We start from the raw sequence: 13922 nt of genomic DNA, 5'->3' as shown, positions 1-13922 counted from the left end.
AGCCGATGATGGAAAGGCTTGATGTGACGACGGTAACCGAAGCGACGACCCGCAACGACTGGACGCGCGAGGAGATCGCCGCGCTGTTCGACCTGCCGTTCGACGAACTCATGTACCGGGCGCAGACGGTGCATCGCGCGCACCATGCGCCGTCCGAGGTGCAGATGTGCACGCTGCTGTCGATCAAGACCGGCGGCTGCCCGGAGGATTGCGGCTATTGCTCGCAATCGGTGGCGGCGGACAGCGGGGTCAAGGCGACCAAGCTGATGGAGGTGCAGTCGGTGCTCCAGCGCGCGGCCGAGGCGCGCGACGCGGGGTCGCAGCGCTTCTGCATGGGTGCGGCGTGGCGCAATCCCAAGGACCGCGACATGCCCGCGATCATCCAGATGATCCAGGGCGTGCGCGGCATGGGGATGGAGACCTGCATGACGCTGGGGATGCTGACCCCGGCCCAGGCGGCGCAGCTCGCCGAGGCGGGGCTGGACTATTACAACCACAATATCGACACCGCGCCCGAGCGGTACGGCGAGGTCATCACCACCCGCAGCTTCGGCGAGCGGCTGGATACGCTGGAGAATGTCCGTCAGGCCGGCATCAACGTCTGCTGCGGCGGCATCGTCGGGATGGGCGAGACGCGACCGGACCGGGTCGGCTTCGTCCATGCGCTCGCCACCCTGCCGCGCCATCCGGAAAGCGTGCCGGTCAACGCGCTGGTGCCGGTGAAGGGCACGGTGCTGGGCGACATGCTCGCCGACACGCCGCTGGCGCGGATCGACGAGATCGAGTTCGTCCGCACCGTCGCGGTGGCGCGCATCACCATGCCGATGAGCATGGTGCGCCTGTCGGCGGGGCGCGAGAGCATGTCGGAATCGACCCAGGCGCTGTGCTTCATGGCGGGGGCCAATTCGATCTTCACCGGCGACAAGCTGCTGACCGCCGGCAATCGCGGCGACAGCGCCGACGCCGCGCTGTTCGCCAAGCTGGGCGTGCGGCCAATGGTGGCGGAGGAGCCGATGCGCCAGCGGGTGTGCGAGGCGGCGGAGTGACGAAGCGGCGTATCGTCATCCCGGTTGCCCTGCTGGCGGCCTGGGCCGGTTACGGCCTGGTCATGCTGGTGCTGGCCGATCAGGAGGCGATGCGCTGTCATGGTCTGGGCGCAGCGGCGCGCGCCTGTGCCGCGCCGTTCGTGCGATTTTACGGGCCGGTGTCGCTCCTGTTCCTTGTGGCGACATCGGTGCTGGCTGGCCAGGCGTGGCGCCGGCCCGTGCTGTCGAAGGCGTCATGGTAACGGCCGCCATCCCGGCGAAGGCCGGGATCCAGTTGGGGAGACGCCGGTGACGTATCAGGATCGATCCGTAACTGGACCCCGGCCTTCGCCGGGGTGGAGCTGAACGGGAGTGTCGCGCCGACTCCGGCACGGGTGTCGCCTGCACCAGGATGGTGATGCGGCGTTCCGCAGGGTCGTCGCCTCTGCCGCGATGACATGACAAGAAACTGGGAGAGGGCAGTGTTCAAGAAGATCCTGGTCGCGAACCGCGGCGAGATCGCGTGTCGGGTGATGCGCACGGCGAAGCGGATGGGGATCGCGACGGTCGCGGTCTATTCGGATGCCGATGCGCGCAGCCCGCATGTGCTGATGGCCGACGAGTCGGTGCGGCTGGGGCCGGCGCCGGCGGCGGACAGCTATCTGAAGGCGGAGCTGATCCTGCTGGCGGCCAAGGAGACGGGCGCCGACTGCATCCATCCCGGCTATGGCTTCCTGTCCGAGCGCGAGAGCTTCGCGCGGGCCTGTGCGGAGGCGGGGATCGCCTTTGTCGGGCCGCCGCCGAACGCGATCGCCGCGATGGGTGACAAGATCGAGTCGAAGAAGCTGGCCAAGGCCGCCGGCGTCAACGTCGTGCCCGGCTATCTGGGCGAGATCGCCGATACCGACGAAGCGGTGCGGATCGCGTCCGAGATCGGCTATCCGGTGATGATGAAGGCGTCGGCCGGCGGCGGCGGCAAGGGGATGCGGCTGGCCTGGAGCGAGGCGGATGTCCGCGAAGGCTTCGAGGCGACCAAGCGCGAGGGGCTGGCGTCGTTCGGCGACGACCGCGTCTTCATCGAGAAGTTCATCGAAAGCCCGCGCCATATCGAGATCCAGGTGCTGGGCGACCAGCATGGCACGATCGTCTATCTGGGCGAGCGCGAATGTTCGGTGCAGCGCCGCCACCAGAAGGTGGTCGAGGAAGCGCCGTCGCCCTTCGTCAGCCCCGCGATGCGCCGCAAGATGGGCGAGCAGGCGGTCGCGCTGGCGCGGGCGGTCGGCTATTATTCGGCCGGTACGGTCGAACTGATCGTGTCGGGCGCGGACACCAGCGGCGACGGTTTCTACTTTCTGGAGATGAACACGCGGCTTCAGGTCGAGCATCCGGTGACCGAGGCGATCACCGACCTAGACCTGGTCGAGCAGATGATCCGCGTCGCGGCGGGCGAGACGCTGGCCTTCGCGCAGGAGGACGTGCGGCTGAACGGCTGGGCGATCGAGAATCGCGTCTATGCCGAGGACCCGTATCGCGGCTTCCTGCCGAGCATCGGCCGGCTGGTCCGCTATGCGCCGCCGGCCGATGCGCCCGCGCCCTATGCGGCCACGCCCTTCGCCGATGCGGGGGTGGGGGGCGACGCCTATGTCCGCGTCGATGACGGCGTGGTCGAGGGCGGCGAGGTCAGCATGTTCTACGACCCGATGATCGCCAAGCTGGTCACTTGGGCCCCGACGCGCGAGGAGGCGATCGACGCGCAGGTCGCCGCGCTGGACGAATTCGTGATCGAGGGGCCGGGCACCAATCTCGATTTCCTGTCGGCGCTGATGCAGCATCCGCGCTTTCGCGCGGGCGCGCTGACCACCGGCTTCATCGCCGAGGAATATCCGGAGGGCTTCACCGGCGCCCCGGCCTCGTCGGACCTGCTCGGCATCCTCGCCGCCACCGCCGCCTTCGCCGCCACCGCGCAGGCCGACCGGGCGCGGCGGATCGACGGGCAGTTGGGCAGCCGGCTGCGCCCGCCTGCCGACTGGGTGGTGCGGATCGGCGGGGCCGATCATGCGGTGACGGTGTCGACCGACGGCATCCTGGTCGACGGTGCGGATATCGACTTCGCGATGGAATATACGCCGGGCGACCGGCTGGTGCAGGTGGAGGCGGGCGAGACGGCGCTCGCCGTGCGGATCGAGCCGGTGCGCAGCGGTTTCAAGCTGGGCGCGCGGGGCGCGTTGCATGTCGCGCGCGTGCTGCCGGCGCGGATCGCCCCCTATGCGGCACATCTGATCGAGAAGGTGCCGCCCGACCTGTCGCGCTTCCTGATCGCGCCGATGCCGGGCCTGCTGGTGCGACTGGACGTCGCGGCCGGCGACCGGGTGGAGGCGGGCCAGCCGCTCGCCGTGGTCGAGGCGATGAAGATGGAGAATATCTTGCGCGCGGGGAAATCCGGCGTGATCAAGGTGATAGAGGCCAAGGCCGGCGACAGCCTGGCTGTCGACCAGGTGATCCTGGAGCTGGAATAGCGGGATCGCATCCTCCCCTGCATCGCGGGGGAGGATTGTGACAGCCGCGACAGACTGCGACATAATTGCGCTGGACAGGCGGAGGTGTGTTGGCCATCTCCTACACATATGCCGCGTTTCCGCGCTCTTGCCCCGTCCGTCCTGATCGCTGCCACGGCGCTGGCCGGCTGTTCGGTCGGCCCCGACTATACGCCGCGCAGCGCCGCCGATCTGGGCGTGCCGGACGCTTATTCCGTTACCGCCCCGCCGACGCGCGAGGATCTGACGCGCTGGTGGACGCGCTTCAACGACCCCATGCTCGGGTCCCTGGTGGAGCAGGGCGCGGCGGCGAACACCGATGTCGCGCAGGCGATCGGCCGGTTGCGCCAAGCGCGCGAGGCGCTGGTGCAGAGCCGGGCGTCGTTGCTGCCCACCGTGTCGGGATCGACCGGATACCAGCGCAACGAGAATCTGCGCGGCGGCGGCCGGTCCTTTACGCTGCCCGACGGCACGGTGGTCGACACCGGCGGCGGCGGCACCAACAATTTCTCGGTCGGCCTGTCCGCCAGCTATCAGGTCGGGCTGTTCGGCGAGGTCCGCCGCACCGTCGAGGCGAGCCGCGCGCAGTACGAGGCCTCGGGCTTCGACTATGCCACGGTGTTGCTCTCGGTCGAGAGCGAGATCGCGCGCAATTACGTGCTCGCCCGGGCCTATCAGGCGCAGCTTGCCAACGCGCGCGCGTCGCTGGCCATTCAGGACGACAATCTGGAGATCGCCGGTTTCCGCGTGCAGGCGGGGCTGGTGTCGAGCCTGGACCAGGAACAGGCGCGCAGCCAGCGGGCGCAGACCGCCGCGACCATTCCACAGCTCGAACAGCAATATAACGCCGCCGTGTCGCGCGTCGGCGTGCTGACCGGCCAAGCCCCCGGCGCGCTCAAGGCGCAGCTGGCGGCGGTGCGGCCGATCCCGGTCGCGCCGGCCGTGATCGGCGTCGGCATCCCCGCCGATGCGCTGCGCCAGCGGCCCGACATCCGCTCGGCCGAGCGGGCGCTGGCGGCGGCGACGGCGCGGATCGGGGTGGCCAAGGCGGCGCTCTATCCGGCGCTGGCGATCACGGGCAACATCAACACCAATTCCACCTCGATCGGCAATATCGGCGATGCGATCACCGGCGGGCTGTTCGCCGGCCTGACCCAGGCGATCTTCAACGGCGGCCGGCTGCGCAGCCAGGTGCGCACGCAGGAGGCGGCGACCGACGTGGCGCTGGCCAATTATCGCGGCACCGTGCTGCTGGCGCTGGAGGATATCGAGAATGCCATCGCCGCGCTGCAATCCGCGCAGGCGCGGACACGCGAGTTCACCGTCGCGCTGGATGCCGCCAACACCTCCGCGATCCTCAGCCGCAGCCAGTATCGCTCCGGCCTGACCGATTTCACTACGCTCAACCAGCAGGAGGCGGCGTTGCTCTCCGCGCGCAACGGCCTGACCCAGGCACGGTCCGACGCCGCCGCCGCGCAGATCGCGCTCTATGTCGCGCTCGGCGGCGGCTGGGACGCGACCACCATTCCAGAGGCGCCGCCGCGCGCCGGTAACGAGGCGCGCTGATGGCCGACCAGACGACCGACGAATTCCTGGGCGTGAAGCCGGTCGCGCCGTGGCGGCGCTATGTGAAATGGATCGTGGTGGCGATCGGCGTGGTGCTGCTCGCCCTGCTGCTGAAAAGCTGTTTCGGCGCGAAGGAAGCGCCCAATTATTCGACCCAGGCGGCGAAGCGCGGCAACCTGACCGTCAGCGTCTCCGCCACGGGCAAGCTGGCCCCGACCAACCAGGTGACGGTCGGATCGCAGCTGTCGGGCCTGGTCACCAAGGTGGTGGTCGACGTCAACGATCGCGTCCGCGCGGGCGAGGCGCTGGCGCTGATCGATCCGGAGCAGATCGACGACCAGATCCGTGCCGGCCAGGCGCAGCTCGCCGCCAACCAGGCGCAGGTCGCCCAGGCGCGCGCCACCGTGTCGGAGGCGAATGCGCAGCTCGCCCGGCTGGAGGAAGTGTACAAGCTGTCGAACGGCCGCGTGCCCTCGGCCACCGAGCTCCAGACCGGCCGCGCCAATGCCCAGCGCGCGGTGGCGGCGCTGCGCACGGCCCAGGCCAATGTCGAGGCGGCGCAGGCGCAGCTCGCCCAGTCGCAGACGCAGCGCAGCCGCGCGATCATCCGCAGCCCCGTGTCGGGCGTGGTGCTGGCGCGCCAGGTCGATCCAGGCCAGACGGTCGCCGCCTCGTTCAACACGCCGACATTGTTCGTGATCGCCGAGGACCTGACCCGCATGAAGCTGGAGGTCGCGATCGACGAGGCGGATGTCGGCGCGGTCAAGCTGGGGCAGAAGGCGAGCTTCACGGTCGACGCCTATCCGGGCCAGACCTTCCCGGCGCAGATCACCCGCGTCGACCTGGGGTCGAACCTGACGGTGAGCAGCGCGACCGCGTCCGGCACGACCGCCAGCACCACCGCGACGACGGGACAGGTGGTCAGCTATGCCGCCGACCTGACCGTGGCCAATCCGCAGCTGATCCTGCGGCCGGGCATGACCGCGACCGCCGACATCATCACGTCGGACAAGCGGGGCGTGCTGCTGGTGCCGAACGCGGCGCTGCGCTTCAAGCCGCAGGCCGGTTCCGGCGGCGGCGGGGGCGGCATTGCCGGTTCGCTGACCTTCCGCCCGCGCCGCGACCGGCCGGAACGCACCGCGCGGGTCAGCCGGGGCGCGACCCAGACCGTCTATGTGAAGGGCGCGGACGGCCAGCCGCAGCCGGTGCAGATCACCACGGGCGACACCGACGGCACGATGACCGAGGTGCTGGGCGGCGACCTGAAGCCGGGCGCGCAGGTGATCACCGGGCAATTGGCGACCGGCGACGATTCGGCCGGCGGCGGGCGCAACGGCGGCGGTCGGCGCGGCGGCGGGGGTGCGGGTGGCCGATAACGCCCCGCTCATCCGGCTGCGCGGCGTGCGCAAGGTCTATGGATCGGGGGCGACCCAGTTCCAGGCGCTGAAGGGTGTCGACCTGGACATCCAGCAAGGTGATTTCGTCGCGGTGATGGGTCCCTCCGGATCGGGCAAGTCGACGACGATGAACATCCTGGGCTGTCTCGACGTGCCGTCGGCGGGCGAGTTCCTGTTCCGGGGGCATCATATCGAGACGCTGGACCGCGACCAGCGCGCGCTGCTCCGGCGCAAATATCTCGGCTTCGTGTTCCAGGGGTTCAACCTGCTGTCGCGCACCACCGCGCTGGAGAATGTCGAGCTGCCGCTCCTCTATCGCGGCGAAAGCAAGGCGCGGCGGCGCGAACTGGGCATGGGGGCGCTGGCCAAGGTCGGGCTGGACCGCTGGTGGGACCATACGCCGGCCGAATTGTCGGGCGGCCAGCAACAGCGCGTCGCGATCGCCCGCGCGATCGTGACCGAGCCCGACGTGCTGCTGGCGGACGAGCCGACCGGCAATCTCGATTCCGAACGGTCGGTGGAGATCATGGAACTGCTCACCGGCCTCAACCGCGACGCGGGGATCACCGTGCTGATGGTGACGCACGAACCCGACATGGCGGCGTTCGCGCGCACCGTCGTCCATTTCAAGGACGGGCTGGTCGAGCGGATCGAGGCGCAGCACCGCCAGGGCGCGGCGGTGGAGGCGTGAGGGTGGTTCGTGCTGTTTCCAAACCTTACTGCTCCCCGGCGAAGGCCGGGGCCCAGTTGGGGGACGATCATGATAGTGGGCAGCGCGCCGTTACCACGGCCTTCCCAACTGGACCCCGGCCTTCGCCGGGGAACGGGTTGTGGGGGGAAGGTCGCGTACCCGAGGCGCATTCCTGATGTTCGGCACCACGCTCGTCCTCGCGCTCCGCTCGATCCGCCGGCACCTGCTGCGATCCTTCCTGACGATCTTGGGTATCGTCATCGGCGTCGGCGCGGTGGTGACGATGGTGACCCTGGGCAAGGCGACCACCGCCGCCGTGCAGGCGTCGATCTCGGCATTGGGCACCAATGTGCTGCAGATCCGCCCCGGCCAGGGCTTCGGGCGCGGCGGCGGCGGTCCGCGTCCGCCGGATTTCAAGCCGGAGGACGTGACCGCCATCGCCAACCAGGTCGCCGGCGTCACCGCCGTCGCGCCCCAGGCGAGCGCCACCGCCACCGCCATCTATGAGGGCGCGAACTGGTCGACCACGATCAACGGCACGACCAGCGCCTTCTTGACCGTGCAGCCCTGGCCGCTGGCGGCGGGCCGATACTGGACCCCGGCGGAGGAGGAGGCGGGCAAGGCGGTGTGCCTGATCGGCAATACCGTGCGCCAGAACCTGTTCCGCACCGACGATCCGGTCGGCAAGCGGATGCGGCTGGGCAACATCACCTGCGACGTGATCGGCGTGCTGTCGACGCGCGGGCAGGGCGGGTTCGGCGACCAGGACGATGTGGTGGTGATGCCGATCAAGGCGGTGCAGCGCCGCTTCACCGGCACGCAGGACATCCGCCTGATGCTGGTCGGCGTCAACCAGGCCTATTCGACCGGGACGGTCCAGGCGGCGATCACCGACCTGCTGCGCGAGCGGCGGCATATCACCGGCGGCAAGGACGATGATTTCAACATCTTCGACACCAAGCAGATCAGTGACACGCTGACCAGCACGACGACGATGCTGACCCGGATCGTCGCGGCGGTGGCCGCCATCTCGTTGGTGGTCGGCGGCATCGGCATCATGAACATCATGCTGGTGTCGGTGACCGAGCGGACGCGCGAGATCGGCATCCGCCTGGCGATCGGCGCGGTGGCGAACGAGGTGCTGATGCAGTTCCTGGTCGAGGCGGTGGCCTTGTCCTGTCTCGGCGGCCTGATCGGGCTGGCGCTGGCGCAGCTCGTCATCCTGGCGCTGGTGCCATTGATGCAAGTGCCGTGGACGTTCGATCCGCAGATCAACCTGATCGCCTTCGCCATCTCGGCGGTGATCGGCGTGGTGTTCGGCTATTTTCCGGCGCGGCGCGCGGCGGCGCTCAACCCGATCGACGCGCTCCGGCATGAATGATGGTGTGCGCGGCGGGGTCGTGGACCAGCGCGCGTAGCTGTTCCAGTTCCTCGGCCGTGTCGACGTCGATCAGTTCGGCCGGTGTGGTGACGACATGGCGGCCGCGCCGCACCATATCCGCCGCGCCGCGCTCGCCGGTCAGCGTCATGAGGTAATCGAAACAGTCGCGGCCGAACAGCGCCGGGGGCTTGGGCTCCATCCCGTCGCTCGACGACACCACCGCGGCCGGACCGTCGACCGCATCGTACATGCGATGGATATGCGCGGCGGTGACGCGCGGCATGTCGGCGAGCGCGATCAGTACCGCCTCCGCCCCCTGTTCGCGAGCGCGGGTGACCCCCAGCCGGATCGATCGCGACATGCCATCGCCCGGATCGTCATTGTGGATGACGGTGAAGCCGTGGCGGCTGTAATCCAGCGCGCTGCCGTTGACGATCGCCAGCCGCTCCTGGAACGGCATCGATTCCAGCGCAACCGCGACATGCAGGCCGAGCGGGCGACCGAGAAATTCCTGGTCCAGCTTCGAGCCGATATCGCCGAAGCGGCTCGACCGGCCGGCGGCGAGCAGGATGAGGACGGTGGTCTCCACGCGGATCATGGCTTGGCCCTGTCATGAAAGGCCCCGATCATCGCGGCGGCGATCGACAAGGCGATCTCCGACGGCCCGATCGCGCCGATGTCGATGCCGACCGGACCGTCGACACGGTCGATCGTCTCGGCCGAAAGGCCCGCCGCGGCCAGCCGCTCGCGCCGCGCGGCATGACTGCGCCGGCTGCCGAGCGCACCGACATAGCCGGCCTCACTCCCCAGCGCTGCGATCAGCGCCGGATCGTCGATCTTGATGTCGTGGCTGAGCGTCACCACGGCGGTGGCGGGGCCGGGGCGATAGGCGGCGACCGCCTCGTCCGGCCAGCGATCGTCCAGCGTGACGCCGGGGAAGCGCTCCTCGGTCAGGAAGCGGGCGCGCGGGTCGATCACCACCACCTCGATGCCGAGCGTGCGGGCGAGCGCGGCCAGGCTCTGCGCGATCTGGACCGCGCCCACGATCAGCAGCCGGCGCGGCGGATCGTAGCGGTTGATGAAGACCTCGCCCGTCTCCAGCGGCCGCTCGCTCGAATGGCCGGTGCCGAGATCGGTATGGACGGCAAGCGAGTCGCCTTGTTCGCGCGCATCGGCGATGCGGTCGAACAGTTCGGGATCGAACCCCTCGGCGGAGACGGGCTGGACCATCACCGCGATCTCGCCGCCGCAGGGCAGGCCGACTTCCCAGGCGGCGGCGTCCGCGACGCCGTAGCGGCGCACCTGGAAGGGCGCGCCGGCGATCACCTCGGCGGCGGTCTGGAGGATGTCGCTCTCGACGCAGCCGCCGGAGACCGATCCCTCGAACCGGCCGTCCCCATGCACCAGCATGTGGCTGCCGCGCGGACGTGGGGCCGAGCCCCAGGTCGAGACGACGGTGGCGAGGGCGAGCGGCTCGCCCGCCCAGGCCCTGGCCGCCGCGAGGACGCTGTCATTCTCCGCCATGCTGACCCCTGTCGCTTCGGATCGTCATAGCGCGGGCAGGCCGTCCAGCAACTTGTCGCAGGTGATCGGGAACTCACGCACCCGCACGCCGCAGGCATTGTAGACCGCGTTCGCCACGGCCGGGGCCGCGCCGGAAATGCCCAGCTCGCCGATCCCCTTGGCATGGATGGGGTTGGCGTAGATGTCGCGCTCGTCGAGGAAATGCACCTCGAGCTGCGGCACGTCGGCATTCACCGGCACATGATATTCGGCGAGATCGCGGTTCACCAGCTTGCCGTTGCGCTGGTCGTGGATCAGATCCTCGGTCAGCGCCGCGCCGATGCCGAAGGTCATGCCGCCCAGGCATTGCGAGCGTGCGGTCTTGGCGTTCAGGACGCGACCGGCGGCGAAGACGCCCAGCATCCGGCGCACCCGCACCTCGCCGGTCACGGCATTGACCGCGACCTCGGCGAAATGCGCGCCGAAGGAGGCCTGGGTCATCGACTTTTCCATCTTGCCCGGCTTGATCTCGCCGGTCGCCTCCATGCCCTGTCCGACCAGCTCGCCGAGCGGGACCGAGCGATTGGCGCCGATCGCCTGTCCGTCCTTGAGCGTCAGCTCGCCCGGATCGACCTTCATCGCCTTGGCCAGCTTGTCGCGCAGCAGCTCGCAGGCGAGATAGACCGCCGATCCCGCCGAGGTCGCGCCCCAGGAGCCGCCAGAACCGGCGGCCGGCGGATCATTGGTGTCGCCCAGCGACATGCGGATCTTCTCGACCGGGATGCCCAGGATCTCGCCCGCGATCTGCGCCAGGATCGTGTAGCTGCCGGTGCCGATATCGGTCATCGCCGAGGATACGGTGGCGCTACCGTCCGCATGGATTTCCACCTTGGCGGCGCTTTGCTGCAACATGTTCGCGCGGGCGGCGGAGGCGACGCCCATGCCGATCAGCCATTCGCCCTCGCGCCGCTGCGCCGGGCGGGGATTGCGCTGGTCCCAGCCGAACTTCTCCGCACCGACCTCGAGCGCGCGGCTGAGCTGGCGCGAGGAGAAGGGGATGTCCTTTTCCGGATCGGTGTCGATATCGTTCGCCTTGCGCAGGTCGATCGGATCGAAGCCCAGCTTCTCCGCCAGTTCGTCCATCGCGCATTCCAGCCCGATCATGCCGACCGCTTCGCCGGGCGCGCGCATCGAGCCGGACAGCAGCAGGTTGAGCGGCACCATGTCGTGCGTGATCGAGCGGTTCTCGCCACGATAGAGGAAGTGGGTGCCGATGCCGACGGGCTCGAAATAATCCTCGCCCGGCAGGTTGGAGGTCAGCGAGTCGTGACCGATCGCGGTCAGCTTGCCGTCCTTGCCGGCGGCGAGACGCACGCGCTGCTCGGTGTTGGAGCGGCGCACCGTGGCGTCGAACACCTGGGTCCGGGCCATCACCGCCTTGACCGGGCGGCCGAGCCGCTTCGCCGCGATCGCCGCCGCGACGCTTTCGGGCGCGATGCCGAGCTTCGAGCCGAAGCCGCCGCCGATATAGCGGGCGATGATCCGCACCTTCTTCGCGCTGATGCCGAGCGACTTGGCGAGCTGCTGCGCGTCGGAGGTCGGCATCTGGTAAGAGCCGTAGAGCGTCAGCGCATCGTCGTTCCACACGGCGATCGACGCATGGGGCTCCATCGCCGCCGAATTCTGGCTGGGCGTGACATAGGTCGACTCGATCGTCACCGGCGCCTGGGTCATCGCCTTGTCGACATTGCCCTGGGTGTAATGCGCGGGGATCTGCGCATCCGGCGGCGTATCCGACGCGTCCCGGTTCGCCTGGAAATCATAGGCGCCGGCGGCATAGTCATATTCGATGTGCAGCCGCTGCGCCGCGTCGCGCGCGATCTCGAAGCTTTCCGCCAGCACGATCGCGACGATCTGCCCGAAATAGCCGACCTCCTTCACGCCCTGGGTCGGGGCGGTCGTCTCGCCGCCCTGTTGCGGGTTGCGGATGAAGGTGTCGTAGTCGGTGATGACGTCGATCACGCCCGGCATCGCCTTGACCGCCGAGGCGTCGATCGACTTGACCGAGCCGTGGCCGATCTTGGCCCCGACCAGCACGCCATGCGCAAGATTGTCGATCTTGTATTCGGCGGCATAGGTGGCGGTGCCCGACACCTTGAACGGTCCGTCCACCCGGTCGAGTGGGCGCGAGATCAGCCCCTGGACGCCCGTGTCGAGCAGGCTGTCCGGATGCGGCTTGTCCACCGTCAGGCTGTTATGGTCGCCCTGGCCGAAGATCGATTCGAGCATGTTACTTCCCCGTCAGTTCGCGGAGCGACGCGATCAGCGTGCGCCGGGCGAGCGGAATCTTGAAATCGTTGCTGCCGAAACCCTTGGCATCGGCGAGCAGCGCATCGGCGGCGGCGGCGAAATTGGCGTCGGTCGCCGGCTTGCCGACGATCGCCGCCTCGACGGCCGGGTTGCGCCACGGCATCGGCGCCAGCCCGCCAAAGGCGAGCGAGGCGGAGGCGACCGTGTCGCCGTCCATCACCACCACGCCGGCCACCGAGACCAGCGCGAAGGCATAGGAAGCACGGTCGCGCACCTTGCGATACAGATGCCGTGCGCCCTCCACCTTGGGCGGCAGTTCGACGGCGGTGATCAGTTCGCCCGGCTCCAGCACCGTCTCGATATGCGGCGTGTCGCCCGGCAGGCGATAGAAATCGCCGATCGCGATGCGACGGCGGTCGCCATCGGCCTTTTGCGTGACGATCGTGGCGTCGAGCGCGCGCATCGCCACCGCCATGTCGGACGGATGGGTGGCAATGCACTTCTCCGAAGTGCCGAGCACCGCCAGGATGCGGTTGACGCCGCCGATCGCGGAGCAGCCGCTGCCCGGCTCCCGCTTGTTGCAGGGCGTGGCGGTGTCGTAGAAATAATAGCAGCGGGTGCGCTGGAGCAGGTTGCCGCCGGTCGTCGCCTTGTTGCGCAACTGGCCCGATGCGCCGGCCAGCAGCGCGCGGCTCAGCACCTCGTAATCGGCGATGATGTGGCGGTCGGCGGCCAGATCGCTGTTCGGAACCAGCGCGCCGATCGACACGCCGCCCTCGTCCCGTGGGGTGACGCCGTTCAGCGGCAGGCGGGTGATGTCGACCAGCTTGGCGGGCGTCTCGATCTGAAGCTTCATCAGGTCGAGCAGGTTGGTGCCGCCGGCGATGAAGCGCGTCTGGGGAGCGAGTGCTTCCGACACGGCCTGGTCGGTGCTGTCGGCGCGAGCATAGGCGAAGGGTTTCATGCGCCGATCTCCCGTGCGGCTTCCAGCACCGGCTGGCGATCGCCCTTGCCGGCCACCTCGCGGATCGCGTCGACGATATTGGGATAGGCGGCGCAGCGGCACAGATTGCCGCTCATCCGCTCGCTGATCTCGGCATCGGTCAGCTCGACCGCGGTCAGGTTGGCCGAGGCATGGCTGGCCCAACCCTTCTCCACCTCGCCGAGCATCCCGACCGCCGAACAGATTTGGCCCGGCGTGCAATAGCCGCACTGATAGCCATCGTGCCGGACGAAGGCGTCCTGCATCGCGTGGAGGTCGCCGACCTGGCCCAGACCCTCGATCGTCACGATCTCGCTGTCCTGGTGCATGACGGCGAGCGTCAGGCAACTGTTGATGCGTCGGCCGTCGACCAGCATGGTGCACGCGCCGCACTGGCCATGGTCGCAACCCTTCTTGGAGCCGGTCAGTCCCAGATGTTCGCGACACAGGTCGAGCAGCGAGGTACGGATGTCCACGTCCGCGTCATGGGTCTTGCCGTTGATGTTAAATTTCATGCCACCGCCTCGTCACGA

General features: G+C 68.9%; 12 protein-coding genes. 7 read left to right on the top strand and 5 right to left on the bottom strand.

Annotation, left to right across the window (positions count from 1 at the left end; genetic code table 11):
* The first annotated feature begins 8 nt into the window (after positions 1 to 8).
* The 7 genes from bioB (at position 9) to QE452_RS11560 (ending at position 8594) form a co-directional block, all read left to right on the top strand.
* The gene (bioB, locus tag QE452_RS11590; RefSeq protein WP_206433054.1) at positions 9 to 1046 is read left to right on the top strand and encodes a biotin synthase BioB; all 1038 of its coding nucleotides are present in this window, start codon (positions 9 to 11) and stop codon (positions 1044 to 1046) included.
* Entirely contained in the window at positions 1043 to 1288 is a 246-nt protein-coding gene (locus tag QE452_RS11585) for a hypothetical protein (protein WP_309657713.1), read from the top strand. The genes bioB and QE452_RS11585 overlap by 4 nt, the downstream gene beginning before the upstream one ends.
* A 270-nt stretch (positions 1289 to 1558) precedes the next feature.
* A complete protein-coding gene (locus QE452_RS11580; protein ID WP_405052800.1) occupies positions 1559 to 3541 on the top strand; it encodes a biotin carboxylase N-terminal domain-containing protein in 1983 nt (660 codons plus the stop codon).
* 108 nt (positions 3542 to 3649) lie between these two features.
* Entirely contained in the window at positions 3650 to 5125 is a 1476-nt protein-coding gene (locus QE452_RS11575) for an efflux transporter outer membrane subunit (RefSeq protein ID WP_309657715.1), read from the top strand.
* Positions 5125 to 6501, top strand: a complete 1377-nt coding sequence (locus QE452_RS11570; protein WP_309657716.1) for an efflux RND transporter periplasmic adaptor subunit — start codon at positions 5125 to 5127, stop codon at positions 6499 to 6501. The genes QE452_RS11575 and QE452_RS11570 overlap by 1 nt, the downstream gene beginning before the upstream one ends.
* Entirely contained in the window at positions 6491 to 7213 is a 723-nt protein-coding gene (locus QE452_RS11565; RefSeq protein WP_309657717.1) for an ABC transporter ATP-binding protein, read from the top strand. The genes QE452_RS11570 and QE452_RS11565 overlap by 11 nt, the downstream gene beginning before the upstream one ends.
* A 175-nt stretch (positions 7214 to 7388) precedes the next feature.
* Positions 7389 to 8594, top strand: coding sequence for an ABC transporter permease (locus tag QE452_RS11560; RefSeq protein ID WP_309657718.1), 1206 nt, complete (start codon positions 7389 to 7391; stop codon positions 8592 to 8594).
* Here the strand turns inward: QE452_RS11560 and QE452_RS11555 are convergent.
* From QE452_RS11555 to QE452_RS11535, 5 genes are read right to left on the bottom strand one after another with little or no spacing between them, the layout of a single operon-like run.
* On the bottom strand, positions 8563 to 9192 hold the full coding sequence (locus tag QE452_RS11555; protein ID WP_125992883.1) for an NTP transferase domain-containing protein: 630 nt from the start codon (positions 9190 to 9192) through the stop codon (positions 8563 to 8565). The two genes, QE452_RS11560 and QE452_RS11555, sit on opposite strands and share 32 nt — an antisense overlap.
* Positions 9189 to 10118 carry an XdhC family protein gene (locus QE452_RS11550; protein WP_309657719.1) on the bottom strand — a complete coding sequence of 310 codons (930 nt, stop codon included), beginning with the start codon at positions 10116 to 10118 and terminating at the stop codon, positions 9189 to 9191. The genes QE452_RS11555 and QE452_RS11550 overlap by 4 nt, the downstream gene beginning before the upstream one ends.
* A 24-nt stretch (positions 10119 to 10142) precedes the next feature.
* Positions 10143 to 12386, bottom strand: coding sequence for a xanthine dehydrogenase family protein molybdopterin-binding subunit (locus tag QE452_RS11545; protein WP_309657720.1), 2244 nt, complete (start codon positions 12384 to 12386; stop codon positions 10143 to 10145).
* A 1-nt stretch (position 12387) separates the two neighbouring features.
* The gene (locus QE452_RS11540) at positions 12388 to 13371 is read right to left on the bottom strand and encodes a xanthine dehydrogenase family protein subunit M (RefSeq protein WP_309657721.1); all 984 of its coding nucleotides are present in this window, start codon (positions 13369 to 13371) and stop codon (positions 12388 to 12390) included.
* Complete coding sequence (locus QE452_RS11535; RefSeq protein WP_309657722.1) at positions 13368 to 13904, bottom strand: 2Fe-2S iron-sulfur cluster-binding protein; 537 nt, start codon at positions 13902 to 13904, stop codon at positions 13368 to 13370. The genes QE452_RS11540 and QE452_RS11535 overlap by 4 nt, the downstream gene beginning before the upstream one ends.
* Between the last annotated feature and the right edge of the window lie 18 nt (positions 13905 to 13922).

It is taken from the genome of Sphingomonas sp. SORGH_AS_0438 (assembly GCF_031453475.1).
Taxonomy (GTDB): domain Bacteria; phylum Pseudomonadota; class Alphaproteobacteria; order Sphingomonadales; family Sphingomonadaceae; genus Sphingomonas.
The sequence above is the reverse complement of the archived record's forward strand: the minus strand, read 5'-3'. Positions and strand labels throughout refer to the sequence as shown.

What these genes read in the sequence shown, in the direction of transcription:
- bioB (WP_206433054.1), top strand. Translation starts at nt 9, where the DNA reads ATGGAAAGGCTTGATGTGACGACGGTAACCGAAGCGACGACCCGCAAC.
- QE452_RS11580 (WP_405052800.1), top strand. Translation starts at nt 1,559, where the DNA reads ATGCGCACGGCGAAGCGGATGGGGATCGCGACGGTCGCGGTCTATTCG.
- QE452_RS11575 (WP_309657715.1), top strand. Translation starts at nt 3,650, where the DNA reads ATGCCGCGTTTCCGCGCTCTTGCCCCGTCCGTCCTGATCGCTGCCACG.
- QE452_RS11570 (WP_309657716.1), top strand. Translation starts at nt 5,125, where the DNA reads ATGGCCGACCAGACGACCGACGAATTCCTGGGCGTGAAGCCGGTCGCG.
- QE452_RS11560 (WP_309657718.1), top strand. Translation starts at nt 7,389, where the DNA reads ATGTTCGGCACCACGCTCGTCCTCGCGCTCCGCTCGATCCGCCGGCAC.
- QE452_RS11555 (WP_125992883.1), bottom strand. Translation starts at nt 9,192, where the DNA reads ATGATCCGCGTGGAGACCACCGTCCTCATCCTGCTCGCCGCCGGCCGG.
- QE452_RS11550 (WP_309657719.1), bottom strand. Translation starts at nt 10,118, where the DNA reads ATGGCGGAGAATGACAGCGTCCTCGCGGCGGCCAGGGCCTGGGCGGGC.
- QE452_RS11545 (WP_309657720.1), bottom strand. Translation starts at nt 12,386, where the DNA reads ATGCTCGAATCGATCTTCGGCCAGGGCGACCATAACAGCCTGACGGTG.
- QE452_RS11540 (WP_309657721.1), bottom strand. Translation starts at nt 13,371, where the DNA reads ATGAAACCCTTCGCCTATGCTCGCGCCGACAGCACCGACCAGGCCGTG.
- QE452_RS11535 (WP_309657722.1), bottom strand. Translation starts at nt 13,904, where the DNA reads ATGAAATTTAACATCAACGGCAAGACCCATGACGCGGACGTGGACATC.